This is a genomic window from Sphingobium sp. Cam5-1 (assembly GCF_015693305.1).
Taxonomy (GTDB): Bacteria; Pseudomonadota; Alphaproteobacteria; order Sphingomonadales; family Sphingomonadaceae; genus Sphingobium.
Map to the genome: position 1 here is coordinate 2,660,919 of NZ_CP065138.1, position 26,096 is coordinate 2,687,014.

Annotated in this window: 26 protein-coding genes, 1 tRNA gene and 1 riboswitch; of the genes, 9 read left to right on the forward strand and 18 right to left on the reverse strand. The window is 62.8% G+C overall.

Features of this window, described 5'->3' with window-relative positions; all coding sequences use genetic code 11:
* Window positions 1-56: 56 nt before the first annotated feature.
* The 4 genes from IZV00_RS13215 to IZV00_RS13230 form a co-directional block, all read right to left on the reverse strand.
* Window positions 57-866: an undecaprenyl-diphosphate phosphatase gene (locus tag IZV00_RS13215; RefSeq protein WP_196225062.1), complete on the reverse strand. Its 810-nt coding sequence runs from the start codon at window positions 864-866 to the stop codon at window positions 57-59.
* A gap of 175 nt (window positions 867-1,041) precedes the next feature.
* Window positions 1,042-1,989 carry a complex I NDUFA9 subunit family protein gene (locus IZV00_RS13220; RefSeq protein WP_196225063.1) on the reverse strand — a complete coding sequence of 316 codons (948 nt, stop codon included), beginning with the start codon at window positions 1,987-1,989 and terminating at the stop codon, window positions 1,042-1,044.
* Between the two features lie 89 nt (window positions 1,990-2,078).
* Entirely contained in the window at window positions 2,079-2,657 is a 579-nt protein-coding gene (locus IZV00_RS13225) for a TMEM165/GDT1 family protein (protein WP_196225064.1), read from the reverse strand.
* Between the two features lie 99 nt (window positions 2,658-2,756).
* Window positions 2,757-2,885: riboswitch (yybP-ykoY riboswitch) on the reverse strand.
* Window positions 2,886-2,938: 53 nt separating this feature from the next.
* A complete protein-coding gene (locus IZV00_RS13230) occupies window positions 2,939-4,369 on the reverse strand; it encodes a pectate lyase (RefSeq protein ID WP_196225065.1) in 1,431 nt (476 codons plus the stop codon).
* 348 nt (window positions 4,370-4,717) lie between these two features.
* Here IZV00_RS13230 and IZV00_RS13235 point away from each other — a divergent pair, with 348 nt between their 5' ends.
* On the forward strand, window positions 4,718-5,842 hold the full coding sequence (locus tag IZV00_RS13235; RefSeq protein ID WP_196225066.1) for a hypothetical protein: 1,125 nt from the start codon (window positions 4,718-4,720) through the stop codon (window positions 5,840-5,842).
* A 33-nt stretch (window positions 5,843-5,875) separates the two neighbouring features.
* Window positions 5,876-6,319, forward strand: coding sequence for an EamA family transporter (locus IZV00_RS13240; protein ID WP_196225067.1), 444 nt, complete (start codon window positions 5,876-5,878; stop codon window positions 6,317-6,319).
* A gap of 27 nt (window positions 6,320-6,346) precedes the next feature.
* Here IZV00_RS13240 and IZV00_RS13245 read toward each other — a convergent pair whose 3' ends face one another.
* The 11 genes from IZV00_RS13245 to rpsM all read right to left on the reverse strand — a co-directional run bounded on the left by IZV00_RS13245 (window position 6,347) and on the right by rpsM (window position 18,066).
* Window positions 6,347-7,051 carry an HAD family hydrolase gene (locus IZV00_RS13245; RefSeq protein ID WP_196225068.1) on the reverse strand — a complete coding sequence of 235 codons (705 nt, stop codon included), beginning with the start codon at window positions 7,049-7,051 and terminating at the stop codon, window positions 6,347-6,349.
* An 11-nt stretch (window positions 7,052-7,062) separates the two neighbouring features.
* On the reverse strand, window positions 7,063-8,052 hold the full coding sequence (locus IZV00_RS13250) for a UbiA family prenyltransferase (protein WP_196225069.1): 990 nt from the start codon (window positions 8,050-8,052) through the stop codon (window positions 7,063-7,065).
* Window positions 8,053-8,622: 570 nt separating this feature from the next.
* On the reverse strand, window positions 8,623-10,056 hold the full coding sequence (gene rmuC / locus IZV00_RS13255) for a DNA recombination protein RmuC (protein ID WP_196225070.1): 1,434 nt from the start codon (window positions 10,054-10,056) through the stop codon (window positions 8,623-8,625).
* Window positions 10,057-10,127: 71 nt separating this feature from the next.
* Window positions 10,128-11,300 (reverse strand): aminotransferase, encoded by a 1,173-nt coding sequence (locus IZV00_RS13260; protein ID WP_196225071.1) that lies wholly within the window; start codon window positions 11,298-11,300, stop codon window positions 10,128-10,130.
* 214 nt (window positions 11,301-11,514) lie between these two features.
* Window positions 11,515-13,074: a glutamine-hydrolyzing GMP synthase gene (gene guaA / locus IZV00_RS13265; protein WP_196225072.1), complete on the reverse strand. Its 1,560-nt coding sequence runs from the start codon at window positions 13,072-13,074 to the stop codon at window positions 11,515-11,517.
* 42 nt (window positions 13,075-13,116) lie between these two features.
* Window positions 13,117-14,370 carry a TCR/Tet family MFS transporter gene (locus IZV00_RS13270; RefSeq protein ID WP_196225073.1) on the reverse strand — a complete coding sequence of 418 codons (1,254 nt, stop codon included), beginning with the start codon at window positions 14,368-14,370 and terminating at the stop codon, window positions 13,117-13,119.
* A gap of 278 nt (window positions 14,371-14,648) precedes the next feature.
* Window positions 14,649-15,215 carry a hypothetical protein gene (locus IZV00_RS13275; protein ID WP_230463221.1) on the reverse strand — a complete coding sequence of 189 codons (567 nt, stop codon included), beginning with the start codon at window positions 15,213-15,215 and terminating at the stop codon, window positions 14,649-14,651.
* Between the two features lie 184 nt (window positions 15,216-15,399).
* Window positions 15,400-15,825 (reverse strand): 50S ribosomal protein L17, encoded by a 426-nt coding sequence (gene rplQ / locus IZV00_RS13280; RefSeq protein ID WP_196225074.1) that lies wholly within the window; start codon window positions 15,823-15,825, stop codon window positions 15,400-15,402.
* Between the two features lie 228 nt (window positions 15,826-16,053).
* Window positions 16,054-17,115, reverse strand: coding sequence for a DNA-directed RNA polymerase subunit alpha (locus tag IZV00_RS13285; protein WP_196225075.1), 1,062 nt, complete (start codon window positions 17,113-17,115; stop codon window positions 16,054-16,056).
* Window positions 17,116-17,233: 118 nt separating this feature from the next.
* Window positions 17,234-17,623: a 30S ribosomal protein S11 gene (rpsK, locus tag IZV00_RS13290; RefSeq protein WP_004208752.1), complete on the reverse strand. Its 390-nt coding sequence runs from the start codon at window positions 17,621-17,623 to the stop codon at window positions 17,234-17,236.
* A gap of 74 nt (window positions 17,624-17,697) precedes the next feature.
* The gene (rpsM, locus tag IZV00_RS13295) at window positions 17,698-18,066 is read right to left on the reverse strand and encodes a 30S ribosomal protein S13 (protein WP_007707977.1); all 369 of its coding nucleotides are present in this window, start codon (window positions 18,064-18,066) and stop codon (window positions 17,698-17,700) included.
* A gap of 394 nt (window positions 18,067-18,460) precedes the next feature.
* Here rpsM and IZV00_RS13300 point away from each other — a divergent pair, with 394 nt between their 5' ends.
* Window positions 18,461-18,985 (forward strand): hypothetical protein, encoded by a 525-nt coding sequence (locus tag IZV00_RS13300; protein WP_196225076.1) that lies wholly within the window; start codon window positions 18,461-18,463, stop codon window positions 18,983-18,985.
* Between the two features lie 584 nt (window positions 18,986-19,569).
* On the opposite strand, the gene IZV00_RS13305 is transcribed toward IZV00_RS13300, so the two are convergent.
* The 3 genes from IZV00_RS13305 to IZV00_RS13315 all read right to left on the reverse strand — a co-directional run bounded on the left by IZV00_RS13305 (window position 19,570) and on the right by IZV00_RS13315 (window position 20,628).
* A complete protein-coding gene (locus IZV00_RS13305) occupies window positions 19,570-19,854 on the reverse strand; it encodes a 3TM-type holin (protein WP_196225077.1) in 285 nt (94 codons plus the stop codon).
* Entirely contained in the window at window positions 19,847-20,386 is a 540-nt protein-coding gene (locus IZV00_RS13310; RefSeq protein ID WP_196225078.1) for a glycoside hydrolase family 108 protein, read from the reverse strand. Before IZV00_RS13310 ends, IZV00_RS13305 begins: the two co-directional genes overlap by 8 nt.
* Before the next feature lie 165 nt (window positions 20,387-20,551).
* Window positions 20,552-20,628: transfer RNA gene (locus IZV00_RS13315), tRNA-Pro, on the reverse strand.
* Window positions 20,629-20,814: 186 nt separating this feature from the next.
* Here IZV00_RS13315 and yajC point away from each other — a divergent pair.
* From yajC to IZV00_RS13345, 6 genes are all read left to right on the forward strand, one after another.
* Entirely contained in the window at window positions 20,815-21,150 is a 336-nt protein-coding gene (gene yajC / locus IZV00_RS13320) for a preprotein translocase subunit YajC (RefSeq protein WP_196225079.1), read from the forward strand.
* A gap of 7 nt (window positions 21,151-21,157) precedes the next feature.
* On the forward strand, window positions 21,158-22,756 hold the full coding sequence (gene secD / locus IZV00_RS13325; protein WP_196226662.1) for a protein translocase subunit SecD: 1,599 nt from the start codon (window positions 21,158-21,160) through the stop codon (window positions 22,754-22,756).
* Window positions 22,757-22,774: 18 nt separating this feature from the next.
* Window positions 22,775-23,761, forward strand: a complete 987-nt coding sequence (gene secF / locus IZV00_RS13330) for a protein translocase subunit SecF (protein ID WP_196225080.1) — start codon at window positions 22,775-22,777, stop codon at window positions 23,759-23,761.
* Between the two features lie 53 nt (window positions 23,762-23,814).
* A complete protein-coding gene (locus IZV00_RS13335) occupies window positions 23,815-24,156 on the forward strand; it encodes an MTH938/NDUFAF3 family protein (RefSeq protein ID WP_329604502.1) in 342 nt (113 codons plus the stop codon).
* 134 nt (window positions 24,157-24,290) lie between these two features.
* A complete protein-coding gene (locus IZV00_RS13340; protein WP_196225081.1) occupies window positions 24,291-25,409 on the forward strand; it encodes a Ppx/GppA phosphatase family protein in 1,119 nt (372 codons plus the stop codon).
* Window positions 25,406-26,080 (forward strand): RlmE family RNA methyltransferase, encoded by a 675-nt coding sequence (locus IZV00_RS13345; protein WP_196225082.1) that lies wholly within the window; start codon window positions 25,406-25,408, stop codon window positions 26,078-26,080. The genes IZV00_RS13340 and IZV00_RS13345 overlap by 4 nt, the downstream gene beginning before the upstream one ends.
* Window positions 26,081-26,096 lie beyond the last annotated feature (16 nt).

Sequence of the window (26,096 nt, forward strand, 5' to 3'; positions counted from 1 at the left end):
CAGGTCAGCTCATCGACATGCAGGAAATAAGGGTGGAATATGCGTCCATATCGGCCCTATCTGAGAGAAAGCCAGATCAGCGCCCCGGTTCCAGCCACGATCCGATACCAAGCAAAGGGAACGAAGCCCTGCCGCGAAACAAGCCCGACAAACCAGCGGATGACCAGCAGCGCGACGATGAAGGACACGACAAAGCCCAGCGCGATGCTGCCCCAGCCCACCGTGGCGGACGTGACGTCGCTGCCCTTTTTCAGCAGCTCGAGCGTCGACGCGCCCAGCATCGTCGGGATAGCCAGAAAGAAGCTGAACTCCGCAGCCGTGCGCCGCTCGACGCCCAACGCCAGGGCGCCCATGATCGTCGCGCCCGACCGGCTGACCCCCGGGATCATGGAGATGCACTGGATGAAACCGATGCCGATCACGCGGGCGAGCGGGATGTCGGCAATGCCATGGAAGCGGTTCTCCTTCGCCATCCGCTCGATGGCGAGGATGGCGACGCCCCCAATGATCAGCGCCCAGGCGACCACCTGCGGCGCGCCCAGCAGCATCTCGATATAATCATGCATGGCGAGGCCGATCACGACGGACGGCAGGAAAGCGACCAGCAAATTGCGCAGGAACCGCCAACTCGTCGGTTCCTTGCGCAGCAGCCCCATCGCCACCGCCCAGAATGTCCGCCAATACAGCACGACCACCGCCAAGATCGCGCCCAGCTGGATGACGACGTTGAACATCGCCCAGGTCGCCGCGTCATAACCCAGCAACTCGCTCGCCAATATCAGGTGCCCGGTGGAGGACACGGGCAGGAATTCCGTCAGCCCCTCGACGATGCCAAGCAGGATGACCGTCAGAAAATGCAGGTCCATGGGCGGCTCTGGTCCTTGAACTGGAAGGGGAAATCCGCACAGAACACGGCGGAAGAAAGATCGCGCTTATTGTGCAGATGCGCAGCGCGCGCGCAATGCATGGCAACGCTCATCGCCGCGCCATCCCGTCATTCCATCGACAGTTGGACAGTCGGCGACGGCGCGCGCGCTCAGGTCAGGCCTTGACGCGCCCGGCAAAGCGCCCGTGGCGGCGGTAACGCACCAGCCAGCTATCGGCGATCGCCTCCATCGGCGTGGGTGACACGCCCAACTCGGCAAGCCCCGGCATGCCCGCCGACACGATATTGTCCTTCTGCAACATCGCATATTGATCCCGCGTGATCGGCGCGCCCGGCAGCCAGCCAAAGCTCGCGATGGTCGATGCGATCGGCGCAGGCACCGCGATCAGGCTGCGATTACGGCCAATGGCCTTGGCGATCCAGCTGTTCAGTTCCATCATGCTCAGCTGTCGCGGACCGCCCAGTTCGAATGTCTTGCCGCCATGAAGCCCGGGGTCCGCCGCCGCATTGACGATTGCCTGCGCGACGTCGGCGACATAGACGGGCTGGAACTTCGTGTCGGCGCCGATCACCGGAACCACCGGCAGGCGGCTGATCAGGTCGGCGAAACGGTTGAGAAACTGATCTTCCGGCCCGAAGATGATGGACGGACGAATGATGGTCGCGGCAGGGAAAGCTGCCCGAACCGCCGCCTCGCCCGCTGCCTTGGACCGTCCATAGGCCGAAGGGCTCTCCGCTTCCGCGCCGATGGCCGACACATGGACCAGCGCCTTGACCCCGGCCTCCGCCGCGGCCTTCGCCACATTGGCCGCGCCGTCATGATGCGACCCTTCCATGTCGCCGTTCAGCACGCCGACCAGATTGATGACGATATCGCTTCCCGCGATCGCCCGAGCGACGCTCTGCGCATTCCGGATATCGGCCGCGACAAGTTGCTTCTGCCCCAGCGCACCCAGAGGCTGGATGCGAAAGGCGCTCGCCAGATCGCGCTGGGCTATGCGCACCCGCGCGCCGCGTTCCATCAGGGCCTGGGCTACCTGTCGGCCAAGGAAGCCGCCGCCGCCGAACACCGTAACCAGATTGTCCTTCATCACGCGTTCCATGCCTGTCCTGCTTGGGGAAAATGACTCAGCTTCCCTTGCAACAGCCGCCGCCCGCTGACAACAGCCGGGCGGCGGTCCCTGTTCCTTTTTTAACCGATCCAGCCCTGCAAGTCCGCGATCATCCAAAGGCCCAGGCCCAGGAACAGCAGCGCCGCGCCGATCTGCAACGCACGCATCGGCACCTTGTTGGCCAGCGCCTCGCCAAACAGCACCGCGGGCACATTGGCGATCATCATGCCCAGCGTCGTGCCCGCCGTCACCATCAGCACATTGTCGAACTGCGCGCCCAGCGCCACGGTGGCGACCTGGGTCTTGTCGCCCATCTCCACCAGGAAGAAGGCGATCAGCGTCGTCGCGAACACCCCCGCCTTCGACGGCGCCTTCAGCGGCTCACCCTCATCGATCTTGTCGGGGATCAGCGTCCATCCCGCCATCGCGATGAAGCTCGCCGCCACGGCATAGCGGAACCATGGCTGCGTCAGCACCCCCGCGATCGAATGCCCAATCAGCGCCGCGAGAAAATGATTGGCCATCGTGGCAAACAGGATGCCGAAAATAATCGGCACCGGCTTTCGGAAACGGGTGGCGAGCAGCATGGCCAGCAACTGCGTCTTGTCGCCCATCTCGGCGAGCGCGACCAGTGCGGTGGAGGTGAAGAGAGCGTCCATCGATAACAATCCGGGGCCGGGCGAAGGGTTGAAGACGCAATGCCACCGCCTCCTCTCGCCCGGCCGGACAGGGAAGAGCCGATGCCATTGGTCTCGCCCGATACGGCCCGATCAAGGCGTTCGCCTTGGCTTCCCATATCCCGCATGCCACGGCCTCTCGGCCAAATATGTTGACATACGGCCCGTTCGACCAAGCGAACGGCTGGCTACTCCCCAGATGACGGCCTGCCTTTAGGAGAGATTGGTGGTGTATGCAATGGAGCGAAGAGCAGGGGAGGGCTTCACATCATCGCCGCTCTTAAAAGGCCGCCTAGCCCAGCGAGCGCGGCGACGGTCAGAGCGACCACCCATGCCGTAACAGTCCCGGGCTTGTCCTGATATTCCTGCATTTCCGCGAGGCTGGAGCCCGCCAGCACCTGACGATGCGCATAATCCAGAAACTCGTCGAGATTGCTCCACCCGTCGCGATCCGCATCCCCCCACGCGTCGTTTCTGGTCGCGTCGGTGCCGTTCGCCTTTTCCCATTGGTCGGACATGCCGTCTCCGTCGGAATCCGCATAAGGCGTTCCATCGGCTATCTCGGGAAGGATGCCGGGCTCACGGCGGATCTTGCCGGTTCCTTGCTTCACCTCCTTCACGATCCGGGTGTCCACCGTATCACGGGGAAAGGCCCCGGCGGTCGTCAGGGCGCGATCATAGGCCTGTTTCGCGTCGATGACCGGGGCGCCGATGGGGCATGACGGCGTCTGCACCATCGCCTCGCGCACATAGGGCGGCGGCTCCCGGTCGATCATCCCCTCAATGTGGTTACCCGCCTCATATATCCGCGCGCGGCCGGTCGAATTCACCGACTGGCGAGCGATAATATATCGCCCGGGCACCATATTGGGTCCGGCCTTGAAATAGTTTCCCACGATATTGACCGGGCTTCCGCCATGCTGTTCCCAAACTTCGACAAAATCGGAACGCGCATTGTAGATCAGGTTGTTGACCACATCGACGCAGGAGCCGGGGAAGAAGTTGACGTCGGGATTCCTGTCGCCGTTATGGGCGCAGATGTTTCCGATGAACGTCAATTTCTGGCTGCCCGTGGCATCGCTGCTCAGAAGCGCGCATTTGTCATGCCGACGCAATCCCTCGGCAAGGATGGAATTGGATATCGTTATATTGTCGTTCTGCCCCTGACCGCCGACGGTTTCATCCTCCGACCATGACACGCTGACATGGTCGATGATGACGTTGCTGCTTTTTTCGAAGATGATCCCGCTGTCGGAAGCGCGCGTGTCCCCCCGATTGTCCAGCCGCACCCTGATGTGGCGAATGATGACATCATGCGTGTTCTTGGCGACAAGGGGGGTCAGGCCATATCGGCCGCCCGCATGGGTGATCAGGATGCCGCCGCCGGGCGCCGTCTGTCCCGCGATGGTGATATAGGGATTGCGGATCACCGGGCGCTCGGTCGTCCAGCGGATGACCCCGCCGACCCGGAAAATGCATGTGCGTGGTCCCCGTGCATCGATACAGGCGCGCAATGTTCCCGGCCCGCTGTCGGCCAGGCTCGTCACCGCTATAATCTTGCCGCCGCGTCCGCCCTGGGTGAACCGACCATAGCCCACCGCGCCGGGAAAGGCCTCCAATGTCCTGGCCTCGGCGGCAACGGGCATGATCGCCAGCAATAAGGCGACCGCTTTCGACAGGCCCCAGGCGCGCATCGACGGCTCCCCGCCCGCGGGCAAGGGATGCCGCCTGATGTGCCCGGCGGGGACCATTTTCCCGGCCATGCCTGTTTCTCGCGCCGATTTCATGCCTCGATGATCGCCAAAGCGCCACAAATCGAAACAACTATTCCGGACCTATCGGGGAGTAAAAGCGATCCCCCCAAGGAGTGGCCCTTCTCCGAAATCGCAAGTGTGGACCGAGGGGGGCTCCTGTAGAAAATCGGGATGGATCAAAGCCATGGGGAAAGTTTCGTGATCGCCCGCTGTGCGCTGTCACGATCAACTTGTCCCGGCCGGTGGTCTCCACGGCGGCGCTGAACTGAGGGATGGTGGGGGATGGCCTTGGAAATGCACTCTAAGGAACTGCGCGGCGGAACCTACCTCGCGCCGATATTCATGGCCACCATGCTCGTGGCGCTCGTCCTGCCCATGTTCTTCGAGGTCTATCGAACCGTCTATTATGGCACCATGTCCTATGATGACTATTCGCGCTATCTGCTGTGGGTGCTGGGCGAGCCGGGCGGGAAGATACCACCCAGCCCGCACGTATACCGCATCGGTTCGGTAATCCTGGCGGCACCCTTCTACCAGCTGCCGGTCATCCTGTTTTCGGGTCAGGGCATTCATCACGCGCCCGTCGTGATGCAGCCGGAATATGTAAGGGCCTTGCAGGCGATGTGTGCGGCCAATGCGGCCTATGCGGCGATATCCGCCTGCCTTGTCGGCCTCTATCTCGCCTTCTGGCGCAATGTTTCGGTGGGCTGGGCCTTTTGCGCCACCCTCATCTTTCTCTTGCTGACACGCTATCTCGGCATGGGCTCCGCCGACGGCATAGCGACGCTGCCGCTCGTGATCGCGGCCATCGCGATGATAGAGCGCAGGATCGCCATCTTCGCCGCCGCCGTCATCCTGGGGACAATCGTCAATGAGAAGGTGGCGCTGATCGCCTTCTTCGGCGCGAGCCTCCGCATGCTGTTCGTGGTGGAGCATCGCAAGGTCTATTTCGTCATGGCATGCGTCGCCGCCGTCGCGCTGGCAGCCTATGCGGCGACCGTCCTTACCCTCGCCATGCCGGGCCTCGACAATCAACGGGACCCCGGCACCTATGTTTCGGGGATGATCGGTTCGATCCGTCATCTTTTCGGCTTGAAGGGCGCCTATCAGAATCTCTGGCCCCCGATCGTCGTGATCATCCTGTGGTGGACCGCGATTCGGCCGAGCCGTGACCCCATGGTCTATCTTTGCGACATCGGCGGCGTCATCGCCTTGTTCCTGTTCGCGCTGGCGCTGGACGTCCAATATAATGTCGGCCGCATCGTGATGTTCTCGATGCCGTTGTTCCTGCTGGGCGCTGTGGAGAGCATGGCGCGGTCGCGACTGGGCGCGGCATCAGATACCTCGAACCGTCCGGTGCGTGGTACGGCAAAATCCTCCGCCCCGATCACGGCATTCCCCGAACATTCGTAAGGCATCAGCGGCGGCGAAAAGGAAAAGCGATTTATGGCAAAGGCAATGCTCCTCGGACTGGTTTTGGCAAGCGTCCTCCTGTCTGCGGCAGCGCAGTTGATCCTGAAGCTCGGCATGTCGAGCGCGGCGGTGCAAAGCGCTCTGGCCCAGCCGGACCAATCGCTGTTCCGCACGGCAATGGTGATCGCGACCTCGCGCCTGGTCATCCTCGGCCTGAGCTGCTTTGTGCTGAGCGCGCTCATATGGCTGCTGGTTCTGGCGCGCGTCGACCTCTCCACCGCCTACCCCTTCATCGGGCTGGGCCTCGTCATCACGGTGGCGTCGAGCTATTTCATCCTTGGTGAACCCATATCGACCACCAAGCTTGTCGGCGTTGCGTCCATTGTCTTCGGCGTAGTGCTGATCGGCCTTTCCATCTCCCCGACGGACAAACCGGAACAGCTTTCCGGGACGCTCGAACAGGCGTCCCGTCTCTGATTCCGGGTCCCCGCGAGGGGACCATCATCACGCCATTTTCATGAGCAGCGGCTGAAACAGCGCGTCGCCGAACGAACGAAATCGCTCGACCTCGCCTGATGCGCCCCGCGACAGGATCAGCGCGCGCATGTTCAACCGCGCTGCCACCGCCCAATCCCGCTCTACCCGATCGCCGATCAGCACCGCGCGATCGGCTGCGACACCCGACAAGTGCAACAGCTTCTCAAGACCTGCTGGATCGGGCTTGGGACGGCCGACGTCGGGGTCAGTGGCCGCGACGATATAGTCGGCGGTCAGCTCCAGCGCCGCCAGCTTCGCAACCGCCGGATAATCCGAAAAGATCGCGATCCGCTTACCCTCGCGCGCTATCGCCTGGAACAGCTGCTGGATACCCGGACGGCGGCAGGCGGCAAGCATGGACAGCGGCCGCTCTTCCATCCATTCGGCGACCAGCCCGCGCACCTCTTCGGGGGTGCAGCCACGCTCGGCCGCCGGGATATTGTACTGATCGGCCAGGAAATCCTCCGCCGGACCTTCGGCCAGCGCCTCGCGACAACGGCGAAAGGAACGCAGCGTCAGCAGCGTGTCCAGACTTCGCCGGGCGATCGCATCCCGCAGCAGTGCCGCCAGCATCCGCGCGCGCAGCCGCCTTTGATCGTAGAGCGTGCCATCCATGTCGAAGATGACGAGGTCGATCGCGCTCCAATCGATCGGGATGGACTGCGCCGCCATGCCGGACCCGATCAGCCGACCTTGATGAGATAGGGCTGCGAAAGCGAACTCAGCCAGGGCAGATCGACAAAGGTGGCGACCGCCACCGCCAACACGGCAAGGCCGGTCGCGGCCAGCAGGCGGCGCGAACGGAAAAGCCGTTCCGGCCGCTGCGCCACCGATCCCTGCCGCAACGCCAGCCACATATAGATGGCGAACAGCCCCCCGATGAAGGGAAAGGCGATGATATATTCAAGGCGATATTTGATCAGGAACACCGCGATGAAGAACGCCGACAACATGGCATAGAGGAAGCAGGAAACGGTCAGGTTCTCGCTCGAATAGCTGCGGAACGACTTGCGATAGCGGTGCAGCATCTCGACGCCCTGATCCGCGACGACATCGCGATATTCGCTCAGCCGCTTGGCGCCCATCAGGAATGCCCCCCCTGCCCAATAGGCGATGAAAAGGCTGGCCGGGGGCAGGGCGGTCGGGTCCACCATGGCCCAACCCAGCACCAGACGGATCGGATTGTTCACAGACTCGCTGATGACATCCAGATAGACCTTGTCCTTCGTCCGGATCGGCTCAACATTATAGCTTATGCCAGAAAGTCCGAACGCTATCGAAGCGACGAAGAACAGCTGCCCCAACTGATAGCCCAAAAATAGGCCGAGCAGCAGCAGGGCGAAATATTCGGCATAGACCAGCACGGGCGAAAGCGCCTGATGAACCGCCGTGCGCTGCGACTTGACGGGGTGAAAGGCGTCGAATTCCCGATCCAGCCACTCGTTGATCACATAGTTGGCCGACGCGATCAGGATGGCGCTCGCAAACCCCAATAGCAGGCGATCGATCGACAGATGCGCCGCGTTGTGGTGGACGGCATAGGCCAACACGATGCCCGGAATGATGAAGACATGCTTCGTCATATGGTCGAAGCGCGCGATCGCCAGATAATCGCGCAGCGATGCCTGGGATGCAATGGCGCCACGGGCGGTGGCGTCAGACTGGTTGATCATCACTTACTGCTCCTTCGGGGCATGCAGATAAGCTCATCCCGTTCGCGGCATTGGGCGGTTAAACGGGCGTTACTTGCTGTCCATTATCGTCCACGATGTTGCCGATATTATTGCCATAGGGGCCTGGGTCAGGCCAGTGGCGCTCCCGGTTCAAAGGGGGCAGAAGCGCGACGCATTTGGATACGGATCAGAGGCATTCTGTCCCGAAAGAGCCTTGACCAACATGGCAATTCCGGGCCGCAAGGTGGCCGACCGCCTGGCTCCGACAATGCACAATCGCGGCGCAGGCCGGGATCTCCGGCGAGCAGTCAGCGGTACTGACCGCAGGGTCGCGTTCCCATGGGCTTATCAGTCCATCAAGAACGATAGCAAAGGCGCCAAAGCATTTTCAAAGCGGATGGCATCATCCGCTGGCTCGGAAAATGCGGGAAAAGACAAATGGGGCATGATCCAATTCAGTCTGATTGGATCATGCTCCAATCGCGCCGGGACAGCTTGCCCCACCCTTGTCAGCCGGTGGCGGTCACTTGTTCACGATAACCAGAATCAACAGGCCCCGGCCGACAAACCTCACTCCGCCGCGTCGGCCAAAGCCTCGGGCAATGCCCGCACCGCCTCGGGTGAGGCAGGCTCGCGCACCAGAGCCTCGACCGGCTCCAGCGCCTCCAGTTCGCGCCCGCCCGTCTCGATATTGAGGTCGCGCAGCTTGCGCCCGGTGACCAGCACGCGTCCCTCGAAGCTACCGACGAAGCTGTTATAATCACTGACCGCCCCGGTCAGCCGGTTGCCCAGCTTCTTGAGCGATCCCGCCGCAGCCGCCAAGCGCTCGTACAATTCCTTGCCCAGCGCGCCGATCCGCTTGGCTTCGTCCGCCATCTTCTCCTGCCGCCACACCGCCGCGACGGTGCGGGCGATGGCGATGAGGTTGGTGGGCGTCGCCAGCAGCACCCGCTTGCCAAAGGCATGATCCCAAAGCTGCGGATCATGCTCCAGCGCCGCCGACAGGAAATGCTCGCCGGGCACGAACATGATGACATAGTCCGGCGCTTCGTCGAACTGGTCGGCATAGCTTTTCCGCCCCAGCGTCTCGACATGCGCGCGCATCGCGGCGGCATGGGCGGACAGCAGCCGCTTGCGCTCCTCCTCGCCCTCCGCGCCATAGGCATCCTGATAGGCGTTCAAAGACACCTTGGCGTCGATCACCAGAGCGCGGCCGCCCGGAATCCGCACGATCGCGTCAGGCCGCAACCGCCCATCCTCACCCTCGACGCTCACCTCGGTGCGGAAATCGACATGTTCGGAAAGCCCGCACGTCTCCAGCACATTGCGCAATTGCTGCTCGCCCCAACGGCCGCGCGCCTTGGGCGCATGGCGCAGCGAATCGACCAGCCTCTGGGCTTCGGCGCGCACGGCTTCCTGCCCGGACTTCATCGATTCAATCTCGCCGCGCAATATGCCGTAGGCCTCGGTGCGCTGCTGCTCAATCTGGCTGATCTTCTGGTCGTAGCGCTGGATCGTCTCATTGACCGGATGCAGCAATTGCTTGAGCTGCGCCTCGCTCTTCTCATGCGCCTGCGCCAGCCGCTGGTCCGCGCGCTCTAGGAAATGGCTCTGCGCCTGATGCAGCAATTTGCCGCCAATCTCGCTGAACTGCGCCGACAACTGCTCCTTCGCGTCCTTCAGCGCCACGATCTGCGCCTCGAAAGCCTCGGCCCGTGCCTGCGCGTCGGATTGCAGCGCCGCCAGCTCCCGCTCGGCAAGGCCGCGCGCCGCCCGCTCATCCTCCAGTCGCTGCGCCAGCGCGCCCGCTTGGCCCGCCCGCTCCTGCGCCACGACCAGTTCCTGCAAGGCGCCATTACGCTGCGCTTCCGCCTGCGCCAGCTTCGCAACAAGCTCGGCCTTTTCCGTCACCAGCGGCGCCACCGTCTTCCCACGCAACAGCCAGCCCAGCGCCAACCCTGCGATCAGGGCGGCCAGACTGAGGATGATGGCAAGGCTGTCCATTAATGATCCCCCGGTGGAACGAAAGGTGAACCTAGCGGCCGTCGCGCGGCGCCGCAAGCGCTAGTTGCGCCTCAGCCGAGCATAAGGCGAAAACGGCCAAGCCGCGCGACGGCCTCATCGATCACCGCATCACTTTTGGAAAAGCAAAGCCGCACCAGATGCGTGACCGCCGCGTCCGGATAAAATGCCGATATCGGAATCGCCGCAACGCCCGCTTCCTCGATGATTCGTTCGCAAAAGTTGACATCGTCCAGTGCGATCCCGGAAGCGGCCAGATCGACCGTTACGAACCAGGTGCCCGCACTCGCCTGCACGTCATAGCCCGCCAGTCGCAGTCCCTCGACCAGCCGATCGCGCGACGCCTGATAGCCCGCCCGCATGTCCGCAAACCACGCTTCCGGCTTGGCCAGCCCCTCTGCCACCGCCCATTGCAGATTGGGCGGACTGGTGAAGGTCAGGAACTGGTGCGCTCGCCCCAACAGCCTCGCCACCGGCGGCGCCGCGCACATCCAGCCGATCTTCCATCCGGTGACCGAAAAGATCTTCCCCGCCGATCCGACCTTCACCGTGCGTTCGGCCATGCCGGGAAAGCGCATCAACGGCTGATGCACCCGGCCATCGAACGTCACATGCTCCCACACCTCGTCGCAAATGGCGATCAGGTCATGCTCCACGCAAAAGGACGCCAGCATGGCCAACGCCGCCTCGTCCATCACGCTGCCGCTGGGATTGAGCGGATTGTTGAGGATCAACAGGCGCGTGCGCGGCCCCACCGCCGCTTCCAGCGCGTCCCGCGTCACGCGCCAGTCAGGCGGCGTCAGCCTGATCACCCGCGCCACCCCGCCCGCGCGCTCCACCAAAGGCAGATAGGCATCGTAAAGTGGCGCCAGCAACAGCACCTCGTCGCCCGGCTGCACCAGCGCGAACAGGCTGGCCGCAATCGCCTCGGTCGCGCCGGAGGTGATGATCACCTCTTCGGGGGTTAACGCCAGTCCCTGATGCCGCCCATAATGCGCGGCCACCGCCGCGCGCAATTGGGGCAGGCCGCTGCTCGGCGGATATTGGTTGGACCGGGTCATCAGTGCGTCGGCGGCGGCGCGCAATATGTCCTCCGGACCCTGCGCATCCGGGAACCCCTGACCCAGATTGATTGCCCCTGTCTCCCGCGCGCGAGTGGACATTTTTTCAAAGATGGTGGCGGGCATGTCCCGGTAGACGGGATGGCCAAGAGGCGGGCTGGTCATCCCGCCAGCCTAAAGCCTGCCACCGCCCGAGTATAGCGCGCTCAAGGGGTGTAAATCCCCCTTAGCCCCGTTCGGGCTGAGTTTGTCGAAGCCCTTCACTTCTTTGCACTCAACGAGCAGATGGAGGAACGCCGTTGCTCAAGGGTGAACGCGCGGCACCTTTCGGTGCCGAATGACGCGGGCTGGCATCCCCCGGATGCCTGCTATTTCCGCGTCATTCCCATTCGATCGTGCCCGGCGGCTTCGACGTGTAGTCATAAACCACCCGGTTGATACCCTTGACCTCATTGATGATCCGCGTCGCCACCCGGCTCAGGAAGGCCGCGTCGAACGGATAGATATCCGCCGTCATGCCGTCGGTCGACGTCACCGCCCGCAGCGCACAGACGCTGTCATAGGTGCGATGGTCGCCCATCACGCCGACCGTCCGCACCGGCAGCAGCACGGCGAAGGCCTGCCAGATCGCGTCATAGAGACCCGCGTTACGGATCTCCTCCAAATACACGGCGTCCGCCTTGCGCAGGATATCGCACCGTTCCTTGTTCACCTCGCCGGGAATGCGGATGGCAAGGCCCGGACCAGGGAAGGGGTGGCGGCCGACGAAAATCTCCGGCAGCCCCAATTCACGACCCAGCGCGCGCACCTCATCCTTGAACAGCTCGCGCAGCGGCTCGACCAGCTTCATGTTCATGCGATCGGGCAGGCCGCCGACATTATGGTGGCTCTTGATCGTCACCGAAGGTCCGCCAGTAAAGCTCACGCTCTCGATCACATCGGGATACAGCGTCCCCTGCGCCAGGAAAGCCGCGCCGCCGATCTTCTTCGCCTCATCTTCGAACACGTCGATGAAGGTCTTGCCGATGAACTTGCGCTTGGCCTCGGGGTCGGTGACACCCTCCAGCCCCTTCATGAACAGCGTCTCGGCGTTCACATGGACCAGCGGAATATTGTAGCTGCCCCGGAACAGCGAGACGACCTGCTCGGCTTCTCCGCTGCGCATCAGGCCATGATCGACGAACACGCAGGTCAGCTGGTCGCCGATCGCCTCATGGATCAGCACGGCGGCCACGGCGCTATCGACGCCGCCCGACAGGCCGCAGATCACCTTGCCGTCGCCAACCTGCTCGCGAATCTCGGCGATCTTGGTCGCGCGGAACTCGGCCATCGTCCAATCGCCCTTCAGGCCACAGACATGGCGCGCGAAATTGGCGATCAGCTTGCCGCCATCGGGCGTGTGCACGACTTCGGGATGGAATTGCGTCGCGTAAAAGCGCTTTTCCTCGTTCGCCGTCATGGCGAAGGGCGCGCCTTCGCTCACCGCCACGACTTCGAAACCGGGCGCGAGTTGCGTCACTTTGTCGCCATGGCTCATCCACACCTGATGCCGCTCGCCCTCGGCCCACAGGCCATCGAACAGCGCACAACGCTTCTTGATCTCGATGAAAGCGCGGCCGAACTCGCCGCTTTCTCCGCCTTCGACATTGCCGCCCATCTGCTGCATCATCGTCTGCTGGCCATAGCAGATGCCCAGGATCGGGATGCCCGCGTCAAAGAAGCTCTGCGGCGCGCGCGGGCTGTCCTCCCACATCACCGACGAAGGGCCGCCCGACAGGATGATGCCCTTGGGCTTCATCCGCTGGAACGCGGCATCGGCGCTGTTGAACGGCGCGATCTCGGAATAGACGCCCGCCTCGCGCACGCGACGCGCGATCAGCTGCGTCACCTGGCTGCCGAAGTCCACGATAAGGATGGAATCCTGAAGGGGCAGCGTCATCGAATCGCCTTTATGAGCCGAGAGAAATGGGATGGGGCGCGGTTAGTGCGCTTGGCCCCGCTTGTCCAGCGAAGGGACGTCCTGCGCCCGCCCCGCCGCCCAGCCGAGCAGCGCCGCGCCAGCCAGAACCGCCGCAGCGATCAGGAAAGCGCTGCCGATAAAGGGCAACACCGGCCGCTCGCCCACCGACAGGCTATATATAGCGCCAAAGAATATCGGCGAGAGAACCCCGGCGATCGATCCGACGCTATTGTTCGCGCCCTGCAACTGCCCTTGCTCGGATTCTGAAACCCGTTGCGTCATCAGCGACTGGATCGTGGGCATGGCGAGCCCCCACAGCGCATTGGGAAACACGGCCGCGATGAACAATGCCTCCGTGGACGCCAGGCCCATGGCCGCCAACCCCAGCGCGCCAAAGGAAAGTCCTATGATCATCGTCCCCCGGTCGCCCAGCCGCTTGGTCATTGGCCCGACGATCAGGCCCTGCACGCCCATGTCGAGCATCCCCACCAGCGCGAACAATATGCCCACCTGCCAAGGACCCCAGCCATAACGGTCGCCCGCATAGAGAACGAACACCGCCGAAAACAGGTGATGGGCGAAATGGAGCAGGAAGTTGACGGTGGCGAGGCTCGACAGCTCCGGATGCGACCGCAACAGCTTCAGCGCGCCGAACGGATTGGCCCGTTTCCACGAAAAGGCCATCCGCTTTTCCGGCGCCAGCGACTCAGGCAGGACGATCAGGCCATAGAGGAAGGCGAGGGCGGAAAAGCCCGCCGCCGCCCAGAAAGGCGCCCGCACCGAAATCTCCCCCAGCATGCCGCCCAGCAGGGGGCCGGCGACGAACCCGCCACTGAACGCTGCGCCGATCAGCCCGTAGCCCCGCGCCCTTTTTTCCGGGGGCAGAATGTCGGCCATATAGGCGAAGGTGGAAGTGAAGCTGGACGAGGTCACGCCCGCAAGAATCCGCCCCAGCGCCAGCCACCACAGATTGGGCGCCAGCGCCATCAGCAGGAAATCAAGCGCCAACCCGGCAACGGAAATCAGGATCACCGGCCGCCGCCCGAAGCGATCCGACAGCGATCCGATGATCGGCGAACACAGGAACTGCATCACCGCCCACAGCGCGACGAGCAGGCCGTTCCACAAGCCCGTGCCCGTGGTCGATCCGGTCAGCTCCTCGATCAGCTGCGGCACGACCGGAATGACGATCCCCATCGACATGACATCGAGCATCGCCGTCAAAAGGATGAACGCGATGGCGGCGGTACGAGGCGGGACGGGCGGCGGGGACATGATGGCTCCTAGCGCTGCGACGGCCTTAAGCCTTCAAAAGCAGATGACCTCACCTGCTCAGCGCATGCATTAAAGCATTTTCGAAGCAGATGGTATCATCTGCTGGCTCGGAAAATGCGGGAAACAAAAGACAAATAATGCATAATCCGATCCAGTCAGATCGGATCATGCATTGGATCGGGGACGCTCCTGACGCGGCTCGGTTCAATCACGCCATGACGAAGCCCGACCCCTAGCGGTTTCACGGCCCGAAAAAAAGGGGTTCGCTCCGGCCCCGGCTATCGCGCCGCCGGGTTCCGGGGAAACTGGAGATTGGCGATCCGGCCATTCTGCACCGAACAGGTGAAATGGAGCGTCTGGCCGTCCTCCGACCGCCAGCTGGAACGGGCGTCGATGTCACCCTCGACCTGATATTTCCCGCGCGTCTCCACCGGCTCCTGCACCTGCCGTACCTCGGCAAAGCCGCCGTCCCGCTCTGCCTCGTCACGGGCCGCGACCGCGCATTCGGTGATCGCCTCCTCGCGTTCCCGGTCGACCCGCGCGTCTTCAGCCCGCTCGCCCGGACGGGCATAAGCTTGACTGCGCGGAGGGGAACCGGCCTGCTCATCCACCCCGCCCGTCACATCGGAAAAATCATCGTCAGCCCGCTGCTGCGCCTGCGCCTGGCTGCCCCGCTCCTCGCCGCCGGTCACATCGTCATCCGCATAAGGATCATCCTGCGCCTGCCGGTCGCTCGCGCTGGGATAGCCATAATCCGGTTGCGCCTGTGCATGGACCATGCTGCCGGGCACCAGTGCCGCCGCGCCCAGCATTGCTCCCGTCATCCAACCCGCCTTGCCGGTCATCCCATCACTCCTTGTCAGCTGCGGGACGTGTCTAGGCTTGATCGGCTGTCGCACGGCTGAACGCGGCCGGGGCATCGTTGAGGCAGAGGTAGGCGGCGCAAAAACAAAACAGGCCGCAGCTCCATCGAGCCGCAGCCTGTTTCGATTTATCCAGCCGCCCCTAAGAGGCGCGCCTTGCCCTTGATCAGGCCGCTTCCAGCTCGTCCGCGTCGGCGTTCTGGACCGGACCTGAATCCTTGCCCTTCGCATCGACATCGCGGTCGACCAGCTCGATGATCGAGATCGGCGCAGCGTCCGAAGCGCGGATGCCAGCCTTGATCACGCGGGTGTAGCCGCCGTTGCGATCCTTGTAGCGCTCGGCCAGAACTTCGAACAGCTTGACCAGCTGGGTGTCGTCCTGCAGGCGGGCGTGGGCCAGACGGCGGTTGGACAGTCCACCCTTCTTGGCAAGGGTGATCAGCTTTTCGACGTAGGGACGCAGTTCCTTCGCCTTGGGCGTGGTCGTCAGGATCTGCTCATGCTTGATGAGCGAAGCCGCGAGGTTGCGGAGCAGCGAGTTACGATGCCCGGCGCTGCGCTGCAGCTTACGATGACCAACCTTGTGACGCATATGTCTTTCCTTCCGTTCGTTAAGGGGCCGTTTGAGGTACCCCAGACCAGGCAACCGTTAGAGGTCGTCGCCCATTCCACCTTTAATCCTCCCCATCGTGAGATGGGGAGGGGGACCATTCGCGCAGCGAATGGTGGAGGGGGCGACGGTGAAACCGTCGCTTGCGCGACGGCCCCTCCACCGGCTTCGCCGGTCCCCCTCCCCCCACTTCGTGCGGGGAGGATCAAATCAGCCCAGCAGCTCCTGTTCGAGCTTCTTGGCCATTTCCTCGATATTTTCCGGCGGCCAGCCGGGGATGTCCATGCCTAGACGCAGGCCCATGGACGACAGCACTTCCTTGATTTCGTTCAGCGACTTGCGGCCGAAATTGGGGGTGCGCAGCATCTCGGCTTCGGTCTTCTGGACCAGATCGCCGATGTAGATGATGTTGTCGTTCTTGAGGCAGTTGGCGCTGCGAACCGACAGTTCCAGCTCGTCCACCTTCTTGAGCAGATAGCGGTTGATCTGGTTGGTGTCGCTCTCGCCCTCGGCGGCGGCAGCCGCAGCGGTGCCAGCAGCCGGAGCGGCGACGGGCAGCGCGTCTTCGAAGTGAACGAACAGCTGCAACTGGTCCTGCAGGATGCGGGCGGCATAGGCCACCGCGTCTTCCGGCGTGACGGTGCCGTCGGTTTCGACGGTCAGCGACAGCTTGTCATAGTCCAGTTCCTGGCCGACGCGGGTATTGTCGACCTTGTAGGCGACCTGACGCACCGGCGAATAGAGCGCGTCGATCGGGATCAGCCCGATCGGCGCATCGGCCGGACGGTTGGCGACGGCGGGGACATAGCCCTTGCCGACGTCAGCGGTCAGTTCCATGTTCAGCGTCGCACCCTGGTCCAGATGGCAGATCACCAGGTCGGGGTTCATCACTTCGATGTCGCCCACGGTGGTGATGTCACCGGCGCGCACTTCGCCCGGGCCGGTGGCGGACAGCTGCAGGCGGCGGGGACCGTCGCCTTCCATGCGGAGCGCAACCTGCTTGATGTTGAGGACGATGTCCGTCACATCTTCACGCACGCCGGCCAGCGACGAAAATTCGTGGAGCACGTTCTCGATCTTGATCGAGGTGACCGCCGCGCCCTGGAGCGAGGACAGAAGAACCCGGCGCAGCGCGTTGCCAAGCGTCAGGCCGAAACCGCGCTCCAGCGGCTCGGCAACGAAAGTCGCCTTCCGCTTGCCGTCGCCCGCCGCCTTGATCTCAAGGCTGTTGGGCTTCTTCAATTCCTGCCAGTTCTTCATGTTGACAGTCATGTATTTCCCCTGGGGATAGGCCGGAACGTTTGAAATCCTGAACCCGACAGGACCGCCCGGCGATGTAGATGGGTTAGCGGGCGGCGCGTCCGCCGCCCGGAAAACTCAAGCGCAGCGGTTAGACGCGGCGGCGCTTGGAAGGACGCACGCCATTGTGCGGGATCGGCGTCACGTCGCGGATCGAGGTGATGTGGAAACCGACGGCCTGCAATGCGCGCAGAGCCGATTCACGGCCCGAACCCGGACCCTTCACTTCGACTTCCAGGGTGCGCACGCCATGTTCTGCAGCCTTGCGGCCAGCGTCTTCGGCGCAAACCTGCGCGGCGTACGGGGTCGACTTGCGGCTGCCCTTGAAGCCCATCATGCCGGCCGAGGACCAGCTGATCGCATTGCCCTGGGCATCGGTGATGGTGACCATCGTGTTGTTGAAGCTGGCGTTTACGTGCGCGACGCCGGCCGAGATGTTCTTGCGCTCGCGCCGCTTAATGCGCTGGGGTTCGCGTGCCATGTTGCTCTATCCTACTGAAATCGTTGAAAGCGGAAGTCACCGGAGGGCCATGCCGAAAGGCTGACCCTCAACGATTACTTCTTCTTGCCGGCGATCGGCTTAGCCTTGCCCTTGCGAGTGCGCGCATTGGTATGCGTGCGCTGGCCGCGAACCGGCAGGCCCTTGCGGTGACGCAGGCCGCGATAGCAGGCCAGATCCATCAGGCGCTTGATGTTCATCGCCGTTTCGCGACGCAGGTCACCTTCAACGGTGAGGTCGGCGTCGATGGCTTCGCGGATCTGCAGGACTTCGGCGTCCGACAGGTCCTGAACGCGGCGGCTGTGGTCGATGCCCAGCTTGTCGGCGAGGTCGACGGCGGTCTTGCGGCCGATGCCGTGGATGTAGGTGAGCGCGATGATCACGCGCTTGTTGGTCGGGATGTTAACACCCGCAATACGTGCCATGGTAATCTGTACTCCTGCTCCACGGGGCGGTTGGCGCCACCCCATCTCAAAGCGTCAGGGCCGAGCCCTAGAAGGACTTCGGCCGATTCGATAGCCCCCGAGACGCAAAAAAGACGGCCAGTGCCATGCACTGCCGCTCACCAGCGTGTCCGGGATGCGATGCGCCCTAGCGATTCGGCGCGAAACTGTCAATTGGCGAGGGCGCGTCTGAGCCGGTTCTGCGGATAGCGCGCCTTCACTCCCCCTCCCGCAAGCGTTCAAACGAGGCACGTGACTCGTTTGAAGGGGCCGGGGGGGGGTGGGCCAGCGCAACGCTGATACTATATCGCCACGCCAGCCCAAAAAATCCTTTTCCAGTTGAACCCGGTCTGCCCCCTCGGGCATTGAGTGGCGCATGCGCATATTCCCCGCCTCCGCCGTCCTCGCATCCCTGTTCCTCCTCCCGGCCTGCGTCGGCGCCCCAGAAGCGCCCCCGCCGCCAGCTCCGCGCCCGGCGCCCTCGCCCTCGGCAAGGCCACCTCTACCCGCTCCCGGACCGGTCGAATGGCAATATCGTCCCGCGACGCCCGGCAACTGGAGCTACCGCGCGGAAGGATCGGGATCCGTCGCCTCCTTCGCCAGTCCCGCATCCGGCACACTGCTTTCCTTGCGATGCGATCCCGCCGCAGGCCGGATCAGTCTTCTGCGCGCCGGAGCAGGGAAGGGGAACGTCACGCTCCGCACCAGCTATGGCGCGGTCAGCTGGCCCGCCATGCCGAACGGTTCGGGAACCCTCGCAGTCCGCGCCGCCAGCGACACAGTGCTGGATCAGATTGCCTACAGCCGGGGCCATTTCGCCGTGGAGGCGCAGGGGCTCGAAACCCTGATCCTGCCCGCCTGGGCAGAGGTCGGTCGGGTCATCGAGGACTGCCGCCGCTAAAAGGGCCATTTCCGGCCGCTTGCCGCACATCTTGTGGGAGGATCGACTTAAAGAGCACCATATCGGCTTTTCAAGCGGACGCGCCATTATGATTCGAAAAAAGAATTTTACAAGTCTTGATCATGCTTCCCGTCTGATTCACAGTCCATGTCGTGGCCAGGTCAAAAACGGTTTTCCAGGGCGGGCTGCGCGGGCTTTAACAAGCGAAAGGAGGTGATCCGATGTCTCATGGTTCAGCAGTGAGGTCGGTCAAGTCCATTCGGGAAACGCGCCGCTGAGCGACGTCATAACGTCGGTTTTTACAGACATTGAAACAGCCTCTGCCGCGACCAGTCGCGAACGGGCTTTCCTTGCCTGCAAAGATAGCGCGATCAACGTTTCCGTTTGGCGGCACTTCCGGCCGCTGTGACCATGTCAATGATGGGCCGCTGGGACTTATCTACCCAGCGGCCCCTCTCATTTTTGTGGGTTTGAGCGCAAAAAAGTCCCCTCTCCCCTTCAGGGGTCGCAGGGAGGCGCGTGACTCCCTGCGAGGTTAGGGAGAGGGGGTCGCGCAACGCCCGATCCGAAGCGCAGCTCTCCTCCTACCGCTCCACCCCTTTCACCTTCCCCCAGGTCCGCGCCGCCGTATATCCAAGATACCCGGTGCCAAACAGCGCATAGAGCGGCTCCGGCAACGCCTCGAAATAGCCCCGCATCGCCCGGACGATCGCCGCCGCGCCCTCCGGCCACATGCCTCCGATCAGCCCCACCGGCACCGACCACAGCAGCAGGGCGTACATGACATAAAGAAAGGCTGGCCGCGCCCGCAGCGTCCAGCGATCGGCGCGCCGCCTCCGGTTCCCCGCTGCCGTCCTGCCTCTAACCAATTCGGTTCGCCAACCAGCCGTAGAGGAAGGACTCGTTGGCGGGCCTGCTCTCCGCCAGCGCCAGATAACGTTCCCCTTGCAGGGCCTCGACCGCCTTCAGCAGGACCTTCTCCCCTGCCTTTCCGCGCAGTGCCATGAATGCGCGCAGCGCCGCCAGCGTCTTGGCGCCGATCGTGCGATCGACCTTCAGGTCGGGATAGTCCTTCTGATTGCGATTAAGCGCGTTGAGCGCCCGTTGCAGGAAGCCGGTCGCCGTGCCCGGCCCCATATTCACCGCGCTGTCGAACAATTCGGTGGCGATGTCCGGCGCGACCTCCGCGACAAAGGCATAGCCCGGCCGTTCCCAATAAAGCCTTCGGTAGATCGTCTCGGCCAGCGACCGCGGCAATTTCCGCATGTCGCCCGCATAGCCATTGGCCCGCGCGACGGCCTGGGTGATCCCGAAATTCGTAGGTCCCCCCCGATCCGCCGGATGATGACCATAGCCACCTTCGCGCGCGATCACCTCGTCAATCAGTGCTGAAATATCCATGAAGCCGCCTCCCTCGTCGAATGAGGCAGGGCATTTATCCCATTTGGTTATCTGTAGGACAGCAGATTTTCGCGTCTGGCGCGGAAATAGGAAAAATAGGATTTGCCGGGGCAGGAAAGGCGAGTCCGCAAAAACGCGTTCTTTTCACCATTTCCTTCATGAATTTGGTCGGGACGAGAGGATTCGAACCTCCGACCCCCACACCCCCAGTGTGATGCGCTACCAGGCTGCGCTACGTCCCGACCGGAGCGGCGGCACATAGAAGCATGTTTGAAAACTTGCAAGCGTTTCGGCGCGCCCTTTTTGCCGCTTTCTTCCTTCCCTAATCATGTTGCCTCCCTATCCCGATCTGTGTTAGCCGCGCGCCCTTGATCCGCAGGCATTTGCCTGTCTGCGGCTGGACAAGAGATTAAGGCGAAAGTCCCACCATGTTCATTACCCCAGCCTTTGCCCAGACCGCGGGCGAACAGTCGTCCGGTGCCTCCATGCTGGTGCAGATGGCGCCGCTCGTCCTCATCTTCGTCGTTTTCTATTTCCTTCTGATCCGTCCCCAGCAGAAGCGGATGAAGGACCATAAGGCGAAGATTGGCGCGGTTAAGAAGGGTGATCAGGTCGTGACCGGCGGTGGCCTTGTCGGCAAGGTGGCCCGCGTCGATGAATTCTACGTCGATGTCGAATTGGCACCGGGCATGAAGGTGAAGGCGGTCAAATCGACGCTCACCGATGTCATCGACCCGGCAACTGCCAAACCCGCAAACGACTGATCGGCTGATGCTGAACTTCTCGCGCTGGACTATCGCAGCGATCCTGCTGCCCTTGCTGATCGGCATCACCTGCGCCATCCCCAGCTTCCTGCCGGACTCTGCGGTTCAGCGGCTGCCCGGGTTCATGCAGACCCGGGTGAACCTTGGCCTTGACCTTTCCGGTGGTAGTCATCTTCTGCTCGAAGCATCGACGCAGGATGTGGCGAAGCAGCGCCTCACCAACATGGAGGAGCAGGTCCGCACCGAGCTTCGGCGCGGCAGCCCGCGTATCTCGGTCGGGGACATTTCCAGCCGCGACGGGAAGCTCAGCTTCATGGTCCGCGATCCCTCGCAGGTCGATGCTGCGGTGGAGCGCATCCGCCCGCTGACGCAGGGCGCGGGGCTAACAGGGCAGCGCGACTTCAATGTCGAAGTAGTCAACAGTTCGACGATCGTGATCACGCCGACCGAGGCGGGGATCGACAATGCGGTCAAGAGCGCGATGGAGGTGGCAACCGAAGTCATCCGCAAGCGCATCGATGAAATGGGCACGCGCGAGCCGACCATCCAGCAGCAGGGCGGCAATCGCATTGTCGTCCAGGTGCCCGGCCTTCAGAATCCGAAGGCACTGAAGGATCTGCTCGGCCAGACTGCCAAGCTGGAATTCAAGCTGGTCGATACCAGTGCCAATCCGTCGGAAGTGGCTCAGGGCCGCGCGCCGGTCGGCAGCGAAGTGCTTCCTTATCCAGGCAACCCATCCGGCGTTCCGGCGATCGCGGTTAAGCGCCAGGTCATGGTGTCCGGCGAAGACCTGACCGACGCGACGCAGGGCTACGACCAGAGCAACCAGGCGATCGTCAACATCCGCTTCAATGGGTCAGGCGGGCGCAAGTTCGGCCAGGTGACGTCCCAGAATGTCAACCGGCCCTTCGCCATCATCCTGGATGGCCAGGTCCTGTCGGCGCCGAACATCAATGAACCGATCCTCGGCGGCTCCGCCCAGATCAGCGGCAATTTCACCGTTGAAAGCGCCAACCAGCTCGCCATCGCCCTGCGATCGGGCAAGCTGCCAGTTGCCTTGACCGTGGTGGAAGAGCGCACCGTCGGCCCACAGCTCGGCGCCGATTCAATCCGCGCCGGATTGTTGGCGTCAGTCATAGCGGTCGCTGCCGTCGCCGTCTTCATGTTCGCCAGCTACGGCCGCTTTGGCATGTATGCGAACCTGGCGGTTGCCATCAATGTGCTCGTCATCCTTGGCGTCATGGGGATGCTGGGGGCGACGCTGACGCTTCCGGGGATCGCGGGCTTCGTCCTGACCATCGGTACGGCCGTCGATGCCAACGTCCTCATATATGAGCGTATCCGCGAAGAACGAAGGCGCGGGCGCGGCGTAGTTCAGGCGATCGAGTTCGGTTACAAGGAAGCGAGCCGAACGATTTTCGAAGCGAACGTCACCCACGCAATCGCTGGCGGTATCATGCTTGCGCTGGGCTCCGGCCCGGTCAAGGGCTTCGCTATCGTGCTATTGATCGGCATCGCGACCAGCGTGTTCACGGCCGTCACCTTCACCCGCCTGCTCGCGTCTCGCTGGCTTCGTGCCAAGCGCCCGACCGAGATCCACATTTAAGGGGCCGGGAGAAAACCCATGAAACTTCTTAAGCTCGTCCCCGACAATACCAACATTGGCTTCGTGAAGCTGCGCCATTGGGCGTTCGCTCTTACCGCGCTGCTGACCGTGCTCGCCGTGGGCGCGACGATCCAGCGTGGCCTCAACCTTGGCGTCGATTTCGTCGGCGGCCTGATGATAGAGGCCCGGTTCCAGCAACCAGCGCAGCTCGATCAGGTTCGCATGACGATCGACCGGCTCGGAGTAGGCGATGGATCGCTGCAACAGTTCGGCGATCCCAAGACCGTACAGATCCGTCTGCCGCTACCTGAAGAGGGTGGGGCAGGCGCAGCCAATGCGATCGTGGAAAAGGCGCGCAAGGCGCTGACCGCTGAATTTCCCGGCGTTACCTTCTCCCGCTACGACACTGTGTCGGGCAAGGTGTCGGGCGAATTGATCCAGAATGGCGTGCTGGCGGTGATGCTGGCGGTGATCGGTATCGCCATCTTTTCCTGGTTCCGCTATGAATGGCAGTTCGGCGTTTCCACCTTTGTCGCGATCATGCACGACGTGTTGATGACGCTTGGTTTCTTTGCGATTACCCAGCTGGAGTTTGACCTGAACATCGTCGCTGCGGTTCTGACGATCGTCGGCTACTCGATCAATGACAAGATGGTGATCGACGACCGTATCCGCGAAAATATGCGGAAATATCGCAAGATGGATATGAAGGCGCTCATCGACCTTTCCGTCAACGAAACGCTGCCGCGAACCGTGATGACATCGGTTACGATCATGCTCGCCCTGGGCGCGCTGTTGCTGTTCGGCGGCCATGTGTTGCGTGGCTTCACTGCCGCCATGATGCTGGGCATCGTCGTCGGTACCTATTCGTCGGTATATGTTTCGTCCTCGCTCCTGATCACGCTGGGACTGTCGCCGCAGCTGACGGAACGAAAGGCTGGCAAGTCGAACATCGCCGCGCAGGCAGAGCGCATGGGTCCGCGTGATGACGGGGCGCGCCCCTGACCGACAGGCGCACTGGTATCGAGGTCCGTCGTGATGAGACGGGGCAGGGGCCGATCGTAACCGGTTTTTCGGGAAGAGGCTTTCGCGTAAGGGATGACGTGTTCCCCGAAGGGTTGCTGCTCAGCCCGACCCGCGCATCGAAGTGGAGCGACGCGCCTTCTCCTGAGAAGCTAACGCTTGCCTCCCTGGACGATCTGCTGACGATCGATCCCTTGCCCGAATTTCTCTTGCTTGGCACCGGGGCAGGCTTGCGCCAACCGCCTCGGGTTTTCGTTCGCGAACTCGAAAATATGGGCATCGGCGTGGAAGTGATGGACAGCCGTGCCGCAGCCCGCGCCTGGGGCGTGTTGCGGGCCGAAGAGCGCTGGATCGTGGCGGCCTTGCTCCCGCTTTGACAGGTGCGGCGCTCGCCAGCGCACTATGTCATTGGCTTTTCTAGCGCCGTCTTGCGCTTTGCGCGGCATCCGCATAGTTTGGCATCAAGTTCCGCCACCTGTCGGTGTCGGCGAAGAAGAGAAGTGATCCGGCCATGGTGCAGCAAAGCCGCCCATCGCCGCAGAGTTCCGGTCCCGCCGGGGGTGTTTCGGGCAAAGCTGCCCGCTCCGGCCAGGGTAATGGGAGCACGGCTGCGGCCATACCTCCCCCGTCGAAGCAGCGGGGCTCATTGCCTCATCCGCCGCGTGGTAGGCGGTCTTATGCTGCGATAGATCTGGGCACCAACAATTGCCGATTGCTGATTGCCAAGCCATCGGCTGACGGCTTCATCGTCGTCGATGCCTTTTCCCGTATCGTGCGATTGGGCGAAGGGCTGGCTGCGACAGGGCGGATCAGTGATGCCGCGATCGACCGAGCGATTGCCGCGCTTTCCGTATGCGCTGACAAGCTGCGGCGAAGGCATGTGACATTGGCACGGTCTGTCGCGACCGAAGCATGCCGCCGTGCTGTTAATGGCGCGGAATTCATCCAGCGCGTCTATCGGGAAACCGGCATCGCCCTCGACATCATCAGTGCGCAAGAAGAGGCGCGGCTTGCCGTCATGGGCTGTCACGCACTACTGGAGCCAGGCGATGGCCCTGCATTGATCTTCGACATAGGCGGCGGATCGACCGAACTGGTGCTGGTCGATGCAAATCGGGCAGGTGCGCCGCACATCGTCGATTGGGTCAGCGCGCCATGGGGTGTGGTGTCGCTTACCGAAAGCGAGTTGTTCGACCATGCCGATCAGAATGAGCGTCTGGCTGCCTACGGCCGAATGCGGTCGCGGGTAGCGGATGCTTTTGCGCCACTCGCCCGCCGCTTGCCGCGACAAACTTCGTCGATACGTTTGCTAGGCACTTCGGGCACGGTGACGACGCTCGCCAGCGTGCATCTCAATCTGCCGCGCTACGATCGGCAAGCGATTGATGGGCTGATTGTGCCCTCGACATCGATGCGGTCGATTTCCGGCAGGCTATCCACCATGTCGTTGGCCGAACGGCAGAAATTACCATGTATTGGTTCTGAGCGAGCCGATCTGGTAGTGGCCGGATGCGCCATCTTGGAATCCATCCTGGACATCTGGCCCGCCGAGCGGTTGGGCGTGGCTGATCGCGGCATTCGCGAGGGTATATTGCGCGGCCTTATGGATCGCGATGGAGCAATGATGTGAGAGGCGCGGGCGCCGGCAAAGTTCGGGTCAAATCGGCAAAAGGGCGGACGGCGCAATCGACCCGCTGGCTGGAGCGTCAGCTGAACGACCCCTATGTTCGAAAGGCAAAGGCGGAGGGCTGGAGAAGCCGGGCCGCGTTCAAGCTGATCGAACTGGATGAGAAGTTCCATTTCGTGAAGGGTTCACGCGCCGTCGTCGATCTGGGCGTCGCGCCCGGTGGCTGGGCGCAGGTGGTGCGCAAGCTCTCGCCCAAGGCGAAGGTGGTGGGCATGGATTTGCTGCCGACGGACCCCATCCCCGGCGTCACACTGTTCCAAATGGACTTCATGGATGACAAGGCGCCCGCAGTTCTCGCTGAGACTCTTGGCGACGCGCCTGATCTTGTGATTTCCGACATGGCCGCGAACACGGTTGGCCATCCGCAGACCGATCACCTGCGTACCATGGCCTTGGTCGAGGCAGCGGCCTGGTTTGCAGTAGAAAATCTGCGCAAAGGCGGAACGTTCGTGGCCAAGGTGTTCGCGGGCGGGACTGATGCTGATCTGCTTGCGGTGTTGAAAAAGCATTTTACGACGATCAAGCACGCGAAGCCGCCCGCCAGCCGCAAAGGCAGCGTGGAATGGTATGTCGTGGCGCAGGGTTTTAAGGGACGGCCCGACGAACAGGGCTGACGCAGCCACGCGCGGC